The sequence below is a fragment of the Nocardioides pymetrozini genome, assembly GCF_046058985.1.
Taxonomy (GTDB): domain Bacteria; phylum Actinomycetota; class Actinomycetes; order Propionibacteriales; family Nocardioidaceae; genus Nocardioides.
Genome location: NZ_CP175556.1, coordinates 4329856 through 4345910, shown reverse-complemented (window position 1 = coordinate 4345910; position 16055 = coordinate 4329856). Strand labels below are relative to the sequence as shown.

16 protein-coding genes are annotated in these 16055 nt (G+C 74.6%); 13 read left to right on the top strand and 3 right to left on the bottom strand.

The features are described from left to right. Positions 1 to 120 precede the first annotated feature (120 nt). From ACJ5H2_RS21240 to ACJ5H2_RS21180, 13 genes are all read left to right on the top strand, one after another. Positions 121 to 807 (top strand): response regulator, encoded by a 687-nt coding sequence (locus tag ACJ5H2_RS21240; RefSeq protein ID WP_408899663.1) that lies wholly within the window; start codon positions 121 to 123, stop codon positions 805 to 807. After that, positions 804 to 3443 carry a DUF4153 domain-containing protein gene (locus ACJ5H2_RS21235; protein ID WP_408897427.1) on the top strand — a complete coding sequence of 880 codons (2640 nt, stop codon included), beginning with the start codon at positions 804 to 806 and terminating at the stop codon, positions 3441 to 3443. The genes ACJ5H2_RS21240 and ACJ5H2_RS21235 overlap by 4 nt, the downstream gene beginning before the upstream one ends. 55 nt (positions 3444 to 3498) lie before the next feature. Beyond that, complete coding sequence (locus ACJ5H2_RS21230) at positions 3499 to 4905, top strand: DUF222 domain-containing protein (RefSeq protein ID WP_408897426.1); 1407 nt, start codon at positions 3499 to 3501, stop codon at positions 4903 to 4905. A 25-nt stretch (positions 4906 to 4930) separates the two neighbouring features. Then, entirely contained in the window at positions 4931 to 5551 is a 621-nt protein-coding gene (locus ACJ5H2_RS21225) for a GrpB family protein (RefSeq protein ID WP_408897425.1), read from the top strand. Positions 5552 to 5630: 79 nt separating this feature from the next. After that, a complete protein-coding gene (locus ACJ5H2_RS21220; protein ID WP_408897424.1) occupies positions 5631 to 6254 on the top strand; it encodes a M15 family metallopeptidase in 624 nt (207 codons plus the stop codon). Continuing rightward, positions 6251 to 7414, top strand: coding sequence for an alanine racemase (gene alr, locus ACJ5H2_RS21215; RefSeq protein ID WP_408897423.1), 1164 nt, complete (start codon positions 6251 to 6253; stop codon positions 7412 to 7414). Before ACJ5H2_RS21220 ends, alr begins: the two co-directional genes overlap by 4 nt. After that, a complete protein-coding gene (locus ACJ5H2_RS21210) occupies positions 7411 to 8349 on the top strand; it encodes a D-alanine--D-alanine ligase (protein WP_408897422.1) in 939 nt (312 codons plus the stop codon). The genes alr and ACJ5H2_RS21210 overlap by 4 nt, the downstream gene beginning before the upstream one ends. 55 nt (positions 8350 to 8404) lie before the next feature. After that, on the top strand, positions 8405 to 9598 hold the full coding sequence (locus ACJ5H2_RS21205) for a sensor histidine kinase (RefSeq protein ID WP_408897421.1): 1194 nt from the start codon (positions 8405 to 8407) through the stop codon (positions 9596 to 9598). Further along, positions 9595 to 10254: a response regulator gene (locus tag ACJ5H2_RS21200; RefSeq protein WP_408897420.1), complete on the top strand. Its 660-nt coding sequence runs from the start codon at positions 9595 to 9597 to the stop codon at positions 10252 to 10254. The genes ACJ5H2_RS21205 and ACJ5H2_RS21200 overlap by 4 nt, the downstream gene beginning before the upstream one ends. 114 nt (positions 10255 to 10368) lie before the next feature. Continuing rightward, entirely contained in the window at positions 10369 to 11181 is an 813-nt protein-coding gene (locus ACJ5H2_RS21195; protein ID WP_408897419.1) for an alpha/beta fold hydrolase, read from the top strand. A gap of 35 nt (positions 11182 to 11216) precedes the next feature. Further along, positions 11217 to 11588 carry a YciI family protein gene (locus ACJ5H2_RS21190; RefSeq protein WP_408897418.1) on the top strand — a complete coding sequence of 124 codons (372 nt, stop codon included), beginning with the start codon at positions 11217 to 11219 and terminating at the stop codon, positions 11586 to 11588. 2 nt (positions 11589 to 11590) lie between these two features. After that, entirely contained in the window at positions 11591 to 12838 is a 1248-nt protein-coding gene (locus ACJ5H2_RS21185; protein ID WP_408897417.1) for an RNA polymerase sigma factor, read from the top strand. A gap of 53 nt (positions 12839 to 12891) precedes the next feature. Further along, on the top strand, positions 12892 to 13770 hold the full coding sequence (locus ACJ5H2_RS21180) for a family 16 glycosylhydrolase (protein WP_408897416.1): 879 nt from the start codon (positions 12892 to 12894) through the stop codon (positions 13768 to 13770). A 16-nt stretch (positions 13771 to 13786) separates the two neighbouring features. Here ACJ5H2_RS21180 and ACJ5H2_RS21175 read toward each other — a convergent pair whose 3' ends face one another. From ACJ5H2_RS21175 to ACJ5H2_RS21165, 3 genes are all read right to left on the bottom strand, one after another. Then, positions 13787 to 14407, bottom strand: a complete 621-nt coding sequence (locus ACJ5H2_RS21175) for a glyoxalase (protein WP_408897415.1) — start codon at positions 14405 to 14407, stop codon at positions 13787 to 13789. Between the two features lie 81 nt (positions 14408 to 14488). Next, positions 14489 to 15670 (bottom strand): RNA polymerase sigma factor, encoded by a 1182-nt coding sequence (locus tag ACJ5H2_RS21170; RefSeq protein WP_408897414.1) that lies wholly within the window; start codon positions 15668 to 15670, stop codon positions 14489 to 14491. A 13-nt stretch (positions 15671 to 15683) separates the two neighbouring features. Continuing rightward, a complete protein-coding gene (locus ACJ5H2_RS21165) occupies positions 15684 to 16025 on the bottom strand; it encodes a YciI family protein (RefSeq protein WP_408897413.1) in 342 nt (113 codons plus the stop codon). Between the last annotated feature and the right edge of the window lie 30 nt (positions 16026 to 16055).

Here is a 16055-nt window from a genome sequence, read left to right as displayed (position 1 = left end):
TCACCGGCGTCCGCGACGCCTCGGCCGCGGATGTGAGGCGATCTGCACAGAACCTGCACACGTCGTGCGCGCCTCCCGGCCCCGCGCGCTCGTAGCCTCGGGGTCATGCCAGCGGACAGCGTGCGCCGTCGGGTCCTCGTCGTGGAGGACGACCCCGTCATCAACCAGGCGGTCGCCGACCGTCTCCAGGCCGAGGGATACGACGTGGTGCGCGCCTTCGACGGCCCCGGCGCCGTCGCCGCGCACGCCGAGCACACCCCCGACCTGGTCCTGCTCGACGTGATGCTGCCCGGGTACGACGGCCACGAGGTGTGCCGGCGGATCCAGGCCGACCGCCCGGTCCCGGTGATCATGCTCACCGCCCGCACGGACGAGGCCGACGTACTGGTGGGCCTCGGTGTGGGGGCCGACGACTACCTGACCAAGCCGTTCCGGATGCGTGAGCTGGTCGCCCGGGTCGCGGCCCTGCTGCGCCGGGTCGAGCGCGCGAGCGAGCTGGCCGGCCGGCGGGCCCTCGAGCTGGGCGACCTCCGGGTCGACGCGCCGGCGCGCCGGGTCTGGCGCGGCGAGGAGGAGGTGCGCCTCACCCCGACGGAGTTCGACCTGCTGATGTGCCTGGCCGCCACCCCCGGCGCCGTCGTCACCCGGGAGCGGCTGCTGGCCGAGGTGTGGGGCTGGGACGGCGCCACCGGCACCCGCACCGTCGACAGCCACGTGAAGGGCCTGCGGGCGAAGGTCGGCGCCGACCTGGTCCGCACCGTGCACGGCGTCGGCTACGCCCTCGACGTCCCCGGCGGCGCGCGATGAGTGCCCAGCCGCTCGTCGGCATCCGGTCGATCAAGGTCAAGCTCGGCGTGCTCGTGGCCGCGAGCGCGACGGTGGCGGCGCTCGTGGCCGCGCTCGGTCGGGCCGACGGCGTCCCCACCTGGTTGACGATCCCGGTCACGATCGGCCTCGCCCTGGCCCTCACCCAGCTCCTCGCGGTCGGCATGACCTCACCGCTGCGGCAGATGACCGCCGCGGCACGCCGGATGGCGACCGGCGACTACGACGTCCGGGTGCCGGATGCTTCGCGCGACGAGGTCGGCGAGCTGGCCAGGGCCTTCAACACCATGGCCCGCGATCTCGCCGGCGTCGACCGACAGCGCCGCGAGCTGGTCGCCAACGTCAGCCACGAGCTGCGCACCCCGCTCGCCGGCCTGCGGGCGGTCCTCGAGAACGTCGTCGACGGCGTCGTCCCCGACGACCCGGCCGTGCTGGCGACGGCGCTCGCCCAGGCCGAGCGGATGAGCGGGCTGGTCGAGGACCTGCTCGACCTGGCCCGCGTGGACGCCGGCAAGGCGCCCCTCTCCCCGCAGCCCGTGCGCCTGGCCGACCTCCTGGCGGGCGCCGTCGCGGAGGCCCGGGTGCTCGGGCGCGACGTCGAGTACGACGTCCGGCTGGTCCCGCCGGACCTGGTGGTCACCGCGGACCCGGCCCGGCTGCACCAGCTCGTCGCGAACCTCCTCGACAACGCCTCGCGGCACAGCCCGGCCGGCGGCACCGTGGTGGTCACGGCACAGCGGCGCGCCGAGCGGTACCTGCTGGAGGTCCGCGACGACGGCCCGGGCATCCCGGCCTCCGCGCGGGAGCGGGTCTTCGAGCCCTTCGGCACGCTGCGGGGGATCGGCGCGGCCGGGGGCGAGGAGACCGGAGCGACCGGCCTCGGCCTCGCGATCGCCCGGTGGGTCACCGACCTGCACGGCGGCACCATCGGCTTCCTCGACCCGCCCGCGGGGAAGGCGGGCGCGCGGGTGCGTGTCGACCTGCCGCTGGAGCCCGCGGCCCGGCCGGTCGTCGTACCCGGTGCGACGGACGTGCCCGCGGCGTCCGCCTCGCCGGCCCCGTCCCCGTCGTCGTCCCGCTCCACTGTCCCGGAGGGATCCGTGCCCGTTCCGACCGCACCGCCGCCCACCCCGTCCGTGCCTGCGCCGTCGTCGGTCGCCGACGACCTGTTCGGCGGCCTCTGGCCCGACCGCGGTGTCCCGGCCCGGCCCGGACTGCTGCTGGGTGCCCTCGGTGCCGGCCTCCTCGGCGGGCTCGTCCTCCCCGAGCGGGCGCTGGGCATCGGCACCTTCCTGGTGCTCCTCGCCGCGGGTGCGGTCGTGCTGTCCGCGAGCCGGCACCGCCGCGACCCGTTCACGCTCGCCTGCGCCGGCCTGTGCGTGCTGCTGGCCGCCACGGCCGTCCTCCGCGACGCCGAATGGGTGGTGGTGCTCTGCCTGTTCGCCGGGGCCGCGCTGTGCGTGTGCGCCGTGACCCGCGGTCGCACGCTCGCCGGCTTCGTCCTGTCGGGCCTGATGTGGCCGGTGGCCGGGTTGCGCGGGATGCCGTGGCTGGGCCGCACGGTCGTGGCCCTGCCGGTGGTCGGCCACGGCGCCGCGGTGCTGCGGACCCTGCTCTGGTCGGCACTCGGGCTGGTCGTCTTCGGCGCCCTGTTCGCCTCGGCGGACGCGCTGGTCGCCGAATGGGTGGACGCGCTCCTGCCCGACCTCACCATCGACACCTTCGTGCTGCGCGCCTTCGTGACCGTGGCCGTCGGCGGCACCGTCCTCGCCGCGGCCTATCTGGCTCTCAACCCGCCGCGCGTCGACCGCGACGGCTCGGCGGCGCGCACCGTCGCCCGCCGCTACGAGTGGCTCGCTCCCGTCCTGGTCGTGGTCGGTGTCTTCGCGGTCTTCCTCGTCGCCCAGGCGACGGTGGTCTTCGGCGGGCACGCCTACCTGCGGCGTACGACGGGGCTGACCTATGCGGAGTACGTCCACGAGGGATTCGCCCAGCTGACCATCGCGACCGCGCTCACCCTGCTCGTGATCTGGGCCGCCGCCCGCAAGGCTCCGCGCGACACCTCCTCCGACCGGCTCTGGCTCCGTCTGGCCCTCGGCGCGCTCTGCGCCGAGACGCTGGTGGTGGTCGCCTCCGCGCTGTACCGGATGGACGTCTACCAGGAGGCCTACGGCTTCACCCGGCTCCGGCTGCTCGTGGACGTCTTCGAGGGCTGGCTGGGGCTGCTCGTGCTCGCCGTCGCGGTCAGCGGCATCGCGTTGCGCGGCGCCTGGCTGCCCCGCTTCGCGCTGCTCAGCGGGGTCGTCGGGCTCCTCGGTCTGGCCGTGGTCAACCCGGACGCCTGGATCGCGCGGCACAACCTGGCTCGGTACGACGACACCGGCCGCGTCGACTGGGGCTACCTGCGCGACCTCTCCGACGACGCCGTGCCGACGCTCGCCGAGCTGTCCGGCGCGGACCGGAGGTGTGCGCTCGCCGGGCGCGAGCTGGACGACGACGACTGGCTGGAGTGGAACCTCGGGCGGTCGCGGGCGGCGGATGCGCTGGAGGGCTCCGAGCCGGTGACGCCCGACGCGACCGAGGCCTGCGCCGAGCACCGGGTGGAGGCGTCCGGGTAGTCAGCAGGCTGTGAACGGACTTGCCATTCGAACAGGTGTTCGATAGGATGAGCGCATGACTTCTCCCGGGGCGCTCGAGACGGCCACCGCCGTGTGCGAGGGCGCCGCGGAGCTGGCCGGCAGTGACTGGGACGCCCTCGACGGACCCGCGACCGTGGCCGGGGTGCAGGCGGTGGCTGCGGCGCGGGCGTTCCTCGACGCCGCACTGCTGCGGGGCATCGCCCGCCTCGAGGACACCGACGCGCTGCGCGAGCTGGGCTGGGCCTCGACCAAGGACTTCCTGACCCACCTCACCGGCGGCCACAAGGGCAGCGGCGGCGGACTGGTCCGCGCCGCCGAGCAGCTGCGCGACCTGCCCGCCGTGCAGACCGCGCTGGAGGAGGGTCGGGTCACGCTGCCGCAGGCCCGCGCGATCGCGGGCAAGGTGCAGACGCTGCCCCGGGTGCCCGAGTTCCGCACCCAGGTCGCCGACGCCCTGCTCGACCTCGTCGCGACCCACGGTCACGACGCCTCCGACCTGCAGACCGCGTTCACCGACGTCGTGCGCGAGCTCGACCCCGACGCCGCCCTCCTCAACGCCGAGAAGGAGAAGGCCAAGACCGAACGAGCCGCCCACCACGCCCGCCACCTCTCCTTCGCCCCCGACGGGCTCGGCGGGGTCCGGGTCAAGGGCTACGGCAGCGTCGAGGACGTCGAGCGGATCAAGGCCACCCTGCACCCCCTCGCCGCGCCTGTCACCACCGAGCCCGGGTCATGCGGCGGGACCGCCCGCCCGGCGGGTGCTCCGCTGTTCGACGAGGACGGTGTCGCGACCAGCGCCGCGTGCCTGACCCCGGGGTGCGCGCACACCGGCCGCGACCCCCGCGACGCCGGAGCCCGCCTGTGGGACGCCCTCGTGGACGCCTGTGAACGGCTCACCACCCTTCCCGACCTGCCCCGCGACCACGGCACCCGCCCCCGCGTGATGGTGCTCATCGACCACGACTCACTGCGCCAGAAGGTCCTCGACGCCGGCCTGGCCCGCCCCGGTCGCACCCCCACCGGCGCCCGGCTCTCCGCCACCGCCGTACGACGCCTCGCCTGCGACGCCGACATCCTCTCCGCCGTCCTCGGCGGCCAGGGCCAGGTCCTCGACGTCGGCCGCACCCAACGCCTGGTCACCCCCGCCCTGTGGACCGCCCTGGTCGCCCGCGACCGGCACTGCGCCTTCCCCGGCTGCACCCGCATGCCCCTGGCCTGCGACGCCCACCACATCACCCACTGGGCCGACGGCGGACCCACCGACCTCGACAACCTCGTCATGCTCTGCCGCCACCACCACACCCTCATCCACCAGACCCCCTGGGCCGTCCACATCGACCGCGACACCCGCCAACCCGTGTGGACCCCACCACCCCGCGCCACCCTCGCCAGCCACCACGACAAGCTCACCTACCTACCCGCCCGACCCCGCGCCGCCTGAGCCACCCGCGGCGTAGGTTGACGCTGTGCCGAGCCGCCGCGACATCGTCACCTTCCACGACCCGCCCGTCCCGGCCGGCGCCTCGCCCTGGGTCGCGGGTGCCGGCCCCAGCCCGGACGTCCGCGTAGTCGCGCCCGACCCGGGCTGGCCGGATGCCTTCGCCTCGGTGGCGGAGCGGGTACGGCGCGCGCTCGGCTGGCGGGCGCTGCTCGTCGAGCACGTCGGCTCCACGGCCGTGCCGGGCCTCCCCGCGAAGCCGGTGATCGACGTCGACCTGGTCGTCGCCGACCCGGCCGACGAGGCGGCGTACGTGCCGGCGCTGGAGGTGCAGGGGTTCGTGCTGCGGGTGCGCGAGCCGTGGTGGTTCGAGCACCGGCTGCTGCGCGGCGACGACCCGGCCAGCCAGGTCCACGTCTTCGGCCCGGACAGCCCGGAGATCGTCAAGCATCGCCTGTTCCGCGAGTGGCTCCGCGGCAACCCCGACGACCGCGAGCGCTACGCGGCAGCCAAGCGGGAGGCGTCGGCCGCTGCGGCGGCGGCAGGCGAGCACACGATGCAGTACAACGCGCGCAAGGAGCGGGTGGTGCGGGAGATCCATGCGCGCGCCTTCAGGGCCATGGGCCTGCTCGACGCGACCGGGGGCTGACCGGCCCGGCACCTGAGGACCACGACGCGGCACCTGCGGCGGAGGCAGGGCGGGCCCGGGCGTTCCTAGCGTGGACGCCATGACGATCCTGCTGTCCGACCCCCGCGTGCGTGCGGTGCCCGTGGCCGAGTGCGGCGAGCCCCTGGTGCGCCTCCCCGAGGACCTCTCGCCCGCCGGCGCCCTGGTGCGCGCGGACCTCGCCGACCGGCTGGTCGCCGCGGACCGGCTGCTGCCGGCCGGTGTGCGGCTCCGCGTGGTGGAGGGCTTCCGGCCGGTCGAGGAGCAGCGCGCCATCGTGGCGGCGTACGGCGCCGAGCTGGCCGCGCTACACCCGGGGATCGGCACGACCGCGCTCGAGCGGCTGACCAGCCGCTTCGTCGCTCCCGTCGACGTCGCGCCGCACGTGGCCGGGGCGGCCGTCGACCTCACGCTGGTCGACATCACCGGCGACGAGCTCGACCTCGGTACGCCGATCGACGCGACGCCCGAGCAGAGCGACGGCCGATGCTGGTTCTCGGCGGCCGGGATCGGCCAGGACGCGCGGGCGCATCGGACGCTGCTGGCGAGGGTGCTGCGCTCCCAGGGACTGGTGAACTACCCGACGGAGTGGTGGCACTGGAGCTACGGCGACCGGTACTGGGCACTCCTCACCCACGCGCCCCATGCGCTCTACGGTCCACTCGCCTCGGCTGTGGCGGCATGACCGGCCTTGCCGTGGCGCCTCGGCCGACCGGGGCGTCCACCCCGCAGCTGACGGTCGACCTCGGCGCCGTCGCCCGCAACACCCGCACCCTCGCCGAGCGCGCCGGTGGCGAGCTGATGGCGGTCGTCAAGGCGGACGGCTTCGGACACGGGGCGGTCGATGTCGCCCGGACGGCCCTCGCCCACGGCGCGACGCGGCTCGGAGTCACCAGCCTCGCGGAGGCGTTCGCGCTGCGCGACGCGGGCCTCGTCGTCCCGGTGCTCAGCTGGCTCAACCCGGTCGACGCCGACTTCCCCACGGCCGCCGCCCGGGATGTCGAGCTCGCCGTCCCGAGCGCCGCCCATCTGGCCGCGCTGACGGCCGCGCCGGGAAGGATCCGGGTCCACCTCCACGTCGACGCCGGCATGGCGCGCGACGGCGCCGAGCCCGGCGAGTGGGCCGCCCTGTGTCGCGCGGCCCGCCGTGCCGAGCAACGCGGTCAGGTCGAGGTCGTCGGGGTGATGGGCCACCTCGGCTGTGCCGACGACCCTGCCGACGCCTGCAACGCGCGCGGCCGGACCAGGTTCGCCTGGGCCGTCGAGGTCGCCCGCGCGGCCGGGCTGCGGCCCCGCGACCGGCACCTCGCCGCGACCGCCGCCACCCTCACCGACCCGCGCACCCACCACACGATGAGCAGGGTCGGCGCCGGCCTGGTCGGCATCGACCCGTCCCGGACCACCGCGCTGGAGCCCGCGATGACCCTGACCGCCCCGCTGGTGCAGGTGCGCCGCGTCCGCGCCGGCACTCCGGTCGGCTACGGCCACGACCACCGCACCACCGGTGCGACCCACCTCGGCCTGGTCCCGGTGGGGTACGCCGACGGCCTGCCGCGCGTCGCGTCGGGCCGCGCCGAGGTGCTGGTCCGGGGCGCCCGGCGGCCGGTCGCCGGCCGGATCTCGATGGACCAGGTCGTCGTCGACCTCGGGCCGGAGGGGGCCGAGGTCGGCGAGACGGTCACGCTCTTCGGTCCCGGCCGCTCCGGCGAGCCGACGGTCGCCGAGTGGGCAGCCTGGGCGGGCACCATCGAGCACGAGCTGGTGACCGGGATCGGGGCTCGCGTCGCGCGCCGCACCCGGGCCGTCCCGCACCTGCGCAGCGTCGATGCGGCGGGTTCGTCATGAGGACCCGGGTAGCCGTCGTCGGCGGCGGAGAGAACGGCGAGCACGACGTGTCCCTCGCCTCGGCGGCGTCCGTCGTCGCCGCGCTCGACCCGGCGTCGTACGACGTCGTCCCCCTCACCATCGGCCGCGACGGCATGTGGCGCGACCACGGCCTGCGCCCGATCGGGCTCAGCGGCGCCGCGCAGGTGCTGCGCGGGTGCGACGTCGTGTTCCCCGTCGTGCACGGCCCGCGCGGGGAGGACGGCGCGCTGGCCGCCCTGTGCGAGCTCGCCGGCCTGCCGTACGTCGGCAGCGGGATCCGGCCCGGCGCGCTGGCCATGGACAAATGGGCGACCAAGCTGGTCGCCCGCGCCGTGGGGATCGCGGTCGCGCCGGGGCTGCTGGTGACGGCCGCGAGCGCCGCGCACCTGCGCTGGAGCCGGCCCGTGGTGGTCAAGCCCGTCTCGGCCGGTTCGAGTCTCGGCGTCAGCCGGGTCGACGTACCGGAGGCGCTCGGTCCGGCGCTCGACGCGGCCTTCGCACTGGACGAGCGGGTCCTCGTCGAGGAGGTCGTCGCCGGCAGGGAGGTCGACGTCGCCGTCCTGCGGCGAGCCGACGGCAGCCTGTTCGTCCCGCCGGCGCTGGAGATCGTGGCCGACGGGATCTTCGACTACGGCGCGAAGTACGGCGGCGGCGCCGACTTCCGGGTCCCCGCCGCTCTCGACGACACCGATGCGAAGGCGCTGCAGGAGGCCGCCACCGGCGCGTTCGAGGCGCTCGGCTGCGCGGGCGTCGCCCGGGTCGACTTCTTCCTCACCGACGCCGGCCCGGTGCTCAACGAGGTCAACACGATGCCCGGCCTGACCGAGCACTCGCAGGTCCCGCGCATGTTCGCGGCGGCCGGCATGGGCTACGGCGACCTGCTCGACGAGCTGGTCCGCTCCGCGCACCGGTGAGGCGTGTGGTTCGCTGTCCCGGACAAGCGAAGGACCGGCGGGGAGGAGGATCCGGGTGAACCGTGCCGAGCGTTGGCTGCCCGACCTGCTCGCGGGCGCGGCGGCCCTGGCGGTCGGCCTCGCCGAGCTCCGACGCTCGGGGGAGTGGGGCTCGGCGGCCCCGTTGCTGGTGGTCGCCGGGGTCGCGGCCGCCGTCGGCCTGGCGCGCCGGCTCCCGGCGCTCGCCCTCGCGTCGGCCTGGCTCACCGGGATCATCCAGGTGCTGCTCGGCGTCGACCCCATGCTCACCGAGACACTGCTCGCCGTCGTCGCCTTCGGCTGTGCCCGCTGGGGCCGGCTGCCGACGGTGTGGCTGAGCGGCCTGTCGCTGCCCCTGAGCGCCGGCATCGCGGTCCTCCTGCTCTCGCCGTACGCGTTCTACGAGGCACTGCAGGTGCTCGGGATCGACCGGATCGCGGCCGACACCTACCGCGACGGCGGCTACGACTGGCGCCTGGCCGCCGGGCTCGTGGGCTTCGTGCTCCTCGCGACGCCGTGGCTGCTCGGCCTGGCGCTGCGCTTCGCCGACCGCTCGCGTGCCTCGCGCCGCTCCCAGGTCGCGGCCGAGGCCGAGCGCGACCAGGCGGCGGAGATCGCGCGGCTGCGCGACGGCCAGGCACAGCTCGCCCGCGACGTGCACGACGTCGTCGGCCACTCGCTGGCCGTGATCCTGGCCCAGGCGGAGTCCGCGCAGTATCTCGAGGACGTCGACACGCAGGCCCTCAAGAAGACCATGGCCAACATCGCCGGCTCGGCGCGCTCCTCGCTCGACGACGTCCGCCGCGTGCTGGCCACCACCACCGACGCCCCCGGGAGTGCCGCGCGGGCTCCGCAGACCGACCTCGACAGCCTCGTCGCCGGCGTGCGCGCCAGCGGCCACGAGGTGGTCGCCGCCGAGGTCGGCACGCCGCAGCCGATGCCGCCCGAGCTCGCCGTCGTGGCCTTCCGGGTGCTGCAGGAGATGCTCACCAACGCCATCCGGCACGGTCGCCGCGACCAGCCGGTCCATGTCGAGCGGCACTGGCAGGGGGACCTGCGCATCGAGGTCCGCAACGCCGTTCCCGCGGACGAGCCCGCGGGCAGCGGCGGCCAGGGCCTCGAGGGCATGCGGCGCCGGCTCGAGGCGGTCGGGGGCCGGCTGGACGTGCGCCGTCGGACCGACCCCCCGACCTTCACCGCCACGGCCTGGGTCCCGGTGAGGGCGCGATGATCTCCGTGCTGCTGGTCGACGACCAGGAGCTCTTCCGCGAGGGCGTGCGGGTGATCGTCGACGCGCAGGAGGGCATGCGGGTCGTCGGCACCGCCGCCGACGGCGTCGAGGCGGTGCGCCTGGTCGACGAGCTCGAGCCCGACGTCGTGCTGATGGACATCCGGATGCCGGAGATGGACGGCGTCGAGGCGACCCGGCAGATCTTCCTGCCCGACCGGGCCGCGCGCCGCCAGCGTCCGGTCCGCGTGATCGTGCTGACGACGTTCAACCTCGACGACCGCGCCGCGACGGCCATCCGGTACGGCGCCAGCGGGTTCCTGCTCAAGGGCACGACCCCCGTGATGCTGCGCGACGCCATCCGTACCGTCCACGCGGGCAACGCGGTCCTCGCGCCGACCGACCTGTCCGCGCTGCTGGACAACCAGTTCCAGGCGGCGGTGGCCCCGCCGGCGGCGTACCTCGCGCTCACGGACAAGGAGCGCGAGGTCTTCGGCGCCGTCGCGAAGGGACTGTCCAACCAGGAGATCGCCGGCCGGGTCTTCCTCAGCGAGTCCACCGTCAAGACCCACGTCGGCGCGGTCCTGCGCAAGCTCGGCCTGCGCGACCGCGTGCAGATCGTGGTCTTCGCGCACGAGCACGGGCTGGCGGGCTCCTGAGAGGTGCGGCGTCCGGGGACGATCTGCGTCGCCGATGTCAAAGCCCGTCGGTCGGCTCCGACGTAGCGGTGAGAGCTCGCCCACCCGGGCGGCGCGAACCGACAAGGAGCACCCATGACCGACATCCAGCACTCCGTCACCTCGGCGGACGGCACGACCATCGCCTTCGACCGGACCGGCTCGGGCCCGGTGGTTCTCGTCGTCAGCAACGTCGCCGAGGACCGCACCGGCGTCGCCGGCATCGCCGCCGAGCTGGCGAGGGACTTCAGCGTCGTCACCTTCGACCGTCGTGGCCGCGGTATGAGCGGCGACCCCCAGCCGTACGACCCGGCCCGCGAGGTCGAGGACATCGCGGCGCTCGTCCAGACCGTCGGGGTACCCGTCAGCCTGGTCAGCGGCTCCGGCGGCTGCGGTCTCGCCCTCGACGCCGCCAGTGCCCTGGGCGAGCGGGTGTCGGCCCTCTACCTCTTCGAGCCGCCCTTCATCGTCGACGACTCCCGCGCCCCGGCGCCCCGCGACTACGTCGAGCACCAGGAGTCGCTCGTCGCGGCCGGCAAGCGCAATGAGGCCGTCGAGTACTTCATGACGGAGATGGTCGGCGTGCCTGCCGAGTACCTGCCGATGATGCGGCAGGACCCCTCCTGGGCGCAGATGGCCGCCTACGCCCACACCTACGCCTACGACGGACGCATCCTGCGGGGCCTGCAGGACGGCACGCCGTTGCCCACCGACCGGTGGACCATCGAGGTCCCGGTCGCAGTCGCCGTCACCGAGCAGGGCGAGGAGTTCATCCGCCGCGGCGCCGCGGCGCTCGCCCAGCTGCTGCCGCAGGTCAGCGTGCTCGCGCTGCCGGGTCTGGACCACTCGGCATTCTGGGTGACTCCGGAGCCTGTCGCCGCCCAGGCGCGGGCGTTCCTCGCGTCGTGATGCCTATCATCGGCTCGACCACCGAGGGAGGCGACGTGAGGTTCCTGATCCTGGGATACACCCCGACCGAGTCGTGGGACGCGGAGACGGCCGACAGCGCATCTCCGGAGGCGCTGGCCGCCTTCGCCGAGTACCAGCGGTTCGAGGCGGAGCTGCGCGCGACCGGGGAGTTCGTCAGCGCCGAGGGCCTCGGCCATCCGGTGATGTCGACGACGGTGCGCCGGCGTGACGACGAGGTGGTCGTCTCGGACGGGCCGTACGCGGAGCTCAAGGAGGTCCTGGCGTCGTTCGCGATCGTGGAGGTGTCTAGCCTGGACCGTGCGAAGGACATCGTCGCGCGCATGGTGGCCGTGCTCGGCGAGCCCATGGAGATCCGCCCGATCATGGGCGAGGACTTCGTCACCTGAGCGTGGACCGCGACGAGCTCGAACGGGTGCTGCGCGCGGAGGCGCCGCACGTCGTCGGCGCGCTCGCGCGCCGGTTCGGCCGGTTCGACACGGCCGAGGACGCTGCGCAGGAGGCGCTGATGGCCGCGAGCGAGCAGTGGTCGTCCTCGGGCGTCCCCGCGTCGCCCCGGTCCTGGCTGATCCGGGTCGGCTACCGACGGATGGTCGACATGATCCGGTCCGAGGTCGCCGCGCGACGGCGCGAGGAGGAGGACGTCGCCCGCGATTCGCGCACGGTCGCGGACGACGCGGGCGCCGTCGTCGGCGACGACTCGTTGCACCTGTTGCTGCTGTGCTGCCATCCCGTGCTGTCGCCGGCGTCCCAGGTGGCGCTGACCCTGCGTGCGGTGGGCGGCCTGACGACGGCCGAGATCGCCCGCGCCTATGGCGTCACCGAGCAGACGATGGGCGTGCGCATCAGTCGCGCCAAGCAGCAGCTGCGCCGAGCCGGCGCCCGGTTCGAGTTCGCCGCCGGCGAAGACCTGGACGCGCGGGTGTCGTCCGTGCTGCGGGTGCTCTACCTGGCCTTCAACGAGGGCTACCACGCCTCCGCCGGTGATCGGCTGGTTCGCGCCGATCTCGCGGCCGAGGCGATCCGGCTCGCGCGCATGCTGCATGAGCAGCTGCCCCGCGATCCCGAGGTGGCCGCACTCGTCGCGCTCATGCTGCTCGTCCATGCGCGCCGCGACGCGCGCACCGACGCCGACGGGGAGCTGGTGCTCCTCGCCGACCAGGACCGCACCCGATGGGACGAGGCGATGCTCGCCGAGGGCACCGCGCTCATCGAGCGGGTCTGGACCCAGGGTCCCGTCGGGCCCTACCAGCTCCAGGCGGCCATCGCGGCCGTGCACGCCTCGGCGCCGAGCGCGGCGGCCACGGACTGGCGCCAGATCGCTGCCCTCTACCTGGCGCTGGAGCACCTGGAGCCCGCGGGACCCACCATGCTCGCCCGTGTCGTGGCGGTGGCGCACGCGTACGGCGATCGACGCGGTCTCGAGCTGCTGGAGGAGCTCGACGCCCAGCACGGACTCCTCCGCCACCCGTTGACCGCGCAGCGCGCCCACGCCGTCCGAGCGCACCTGCTCGACGGCGTGGGACGGCCCGCCGCGGCGCGCCGTGACTATCTGGCGGCCGAGCGGCTGGCCGCGAACGACGTCGAGGCCCGCTACCTGCGGCGCAGGGCGGGTCAGCCGAAACCCGGGCCGGAGTGACGGCACGGGCGTAGAGTCCGTTCTCAAGGAGGGCTCACCGAAAGGTCATCGTGATGAAGATCCACTCTCGGGGTGTCGCCGTGCTCGCGGCCGCGGCCACCATCGCCCTCGGGCTCCTCGTGCCCGCCTCCGGCTCCGCCGGCGCGGCCGTCTCCACCGCCACAGCCGACGCGTGCGGGACGCTGATCCCCAAGCCCGGCGGGGGGACCTGGTCGTGCACCTTCCACGACGAGTTCTCCGGCACCAGCCTCGACCGGACGGCGTGGGTGCCGCAGACCAACTTCGTCAACGGCTCCTCGACCCGCTACGCCTGCTACATCGACGACCCGGCCGTCGTGTCCGTGTCCGGCGGCAGCCTGCGCCTGTCGGTCAAGGACATGGGCGCGCCGGTCGCCTGTCCGGCCGGCCTGTCGTCGACGTACGCCGCCGGGCAGGTGTCGACCTTCTACAAGTTCTCGCAGCAGTACGGCCGGTTCGAGGCGCGGATGAAGGTCCCCGCCGCGACCCAGCCGGGTCTGCAGGAGGCCTTCTGGCTCTGGCCCGACGTGCGCTACCACGACACCTCGACCTGGCCGCTGTCCGGCGAGATCGACATCGTCGAGACCTACTCGCAGCACCCGACTCTGGCGATCCCGTTCCTGCACTACTCGGCGGACGCCGGTGGTCCTCAGCCCGGCCTGAACACGGCGTGGAACTGCATCGCGAACCGGGGTGTCTGGAACACCTACACGCTGGAGTGGTCGGCGAGCCGGATCGAGATCTTCGTCAACGGCGTGTCCTGCCTGGTCAACACCTCGGGCGACGCAGCCTTCCAGAAGCGCTACATCGTGGCGTTGACGCAGGCGCTCGGTCGCGGGGGCAACGCCTGGGACGGCAGTGCGGGGCTGGTCCCGGCCACGACGGAGGTCGACTACGTGCGCGTGTGGCAGTAGCCGACCTCCGAGACCGTCAGCGGGCGACCCGGACCGGCTCCCACGCGAAGCCGTCCGGGTCGGTCGCCGGCGTCTCTCCGCCGAGGAGGACCAGCCGGTGTGAGCCGCTGCCCTCGATCGGGACGCCCGCGTCCTTCGCCAGCGCCTTGCGGCTGAGCAGGCCCAGGGTCACCCGGCCCGTGCCGGGCTCGAACTCGACGTACTTGCGACCGAAGCTGCGCGCCACGCCGAATCCGTGCTCCACGTAGAAGCGCTTGGTGGCGAGCACGTCGCTCGCGCCGATGAGCAGCACGATGCTCTCGATCTCGCGGCTCGCGGGCCCGGTGTTCCGCTTCGAGGAGCTGACGACCTTCCAGATCGCGCCGTCGGGCGCGCGCAGCACCCCGCCGTAGCCCCAGAAGGACTTGGCGACGGGCTTGATCTCGGTCGCGCCTGCGGCGAGGGCGCTCTCCACGAGGCCGTCGACATCGGCGGGCTGAGCCAGGGTGAGGGAGACGTGGAAGCCGCGGAAGCCCTCGGTGGGGGCCTCGGAGGCGCGGAAGTCCAGGGGGAGGTCCGGGCCGAAGGCCCGGGCGTAGAAGTCGCGAGCGGCGGCCGGGTCGGCCACCTCGAGGAGGAGGGTGTCGATGGAGTTCATGTCCCCGACGCTAGGACCGGCGCGGGGGCCGGTGCTTCTCGATTCCTGACCGCTTGGGGCGGTGGTCCGCGCGGGCGCGGATCAGCCCTCGGTGAGGGACCGCAGCCGCCGGCGCACCAGCGCGGCATCGGGGTCCGGCAGCGCGCAGCCGAGGGCGGCCCGGTACGCGTCGGCGGCCTCCTCGCGGCGGTCGAGCCGGGCGAGGAGCTCGGCTCGCGTCGTGTGGAGCCAGGGGTAGGCGCGCAGGTCCAGCCGGTCGATCTCGGCCAGGGCCGGCTCCGCTCCGGCCGTCTCGGCCAGCACGACCGCCCGGTTGAGCCGGACGACATCGGTGTCCAGGACGCGCAGCAGGCGGTCGTACAGCTCGAGCAGATGGGGCCACGGAACCGTGGGATGGGTGTACGCCGCGGCGATCCGCGCCTGGAGCAGGAAGCGACCGCCGTCCGCGCCGTGACGCCGTGTGAGCAGGTCCACGGCCTCGGCCACGAGCGGCCACTGCCACGCGCCGCGGTCCTGCTCGGGCAGCGGCACCAGCTCGCCCTCGCGCTCGCGGGCGGGGCGCCGCGACTCCTGGAGCAGCATCAGCGCCAACAGGCCCGCGACCTCGGTCTCGTCGGGCATCGCCGCCAGCAGCAGGCGGCCGAGCCGCACCGCCTCGGCGCCGAGCTCGGCCGGGCCGCGGTAGCCGGCGTTGAAGACCAGGTAGACCACGGAGAGCACCTGGTCCAGGCGGTCGGGGAGCGCCGGCGCAGGCGGGACGGCGAACGGGATCGCGGCGTCGCGGATCTTCGTCTTCGCCCGGGTCAGCCGGCGCTTCATCGTCTGCTCCGGGACGAGGAACGCGGCCGCGATCTGCCGGGTGCTCAGCCCGAGCACGCAGCGCAGGGTCAGCGCGACCTGCGCCTCGGTCGCCAGCGCGGGATGGCAGCAGGTGAAGATCAGGGCGAGCCGCTCGTCGGGCAGGTGGTCCGGCAGGACCGCGTCCGCTCCGGCGAGGGTCTCCGGCAGGTCGGCCTCCCGCGGGTCGCCGACCGGGACGTCGCGCCGTGACCGGATCCGGTCGACCGCCTTGCGCCGGGCCGTGGTGATCAGCCAGGCGGCGGGACTCGACGGGACCCCGTCGCGCGGCCACCGCTCCGCGGCGACCGCGAACGCCTCCTGCGCCGCCTCCTCGGCGAGATGGATGTCGCCGAGGAGGCGGGCCACGACGGCGAGCACGCGGCCCCACTCCTCACGGAAGGCCGTGGCGACCGCGTCGTCCACGAGAGGCGCCGGGTCAGCCGCGGTCGACGACCGGGCGGATCTCCACGGAGCCGCCGAGCCGGGCCGCGGGGATGCGCCGGGCGACGTCGATCGCCGCGTCCAGGTCGTCGGCCTCCAGCAGGTAGAAGCCGCCGAGATACTCCTTGGCCTCGCTGAAGGGGCCGTCGGTGAGCACGACGTCGCCGTCGGCGACGCGCACGGTCGTCGCGGTGGAGACGGGCATCAGCTGTGCGCCGCCGTACATGCCGGGCGCCTCGGCCAGCTCCTGGTACTCCCGCATCAGGGCCGCCACCTGCTCCTCGTCCATCCCCTCGAAGGGGGTCGGCAGGTCGTTGATCAGCAGTGCGTACTTCATGAGCTCTCCTCGGGCTCGCGGTGATGGGTC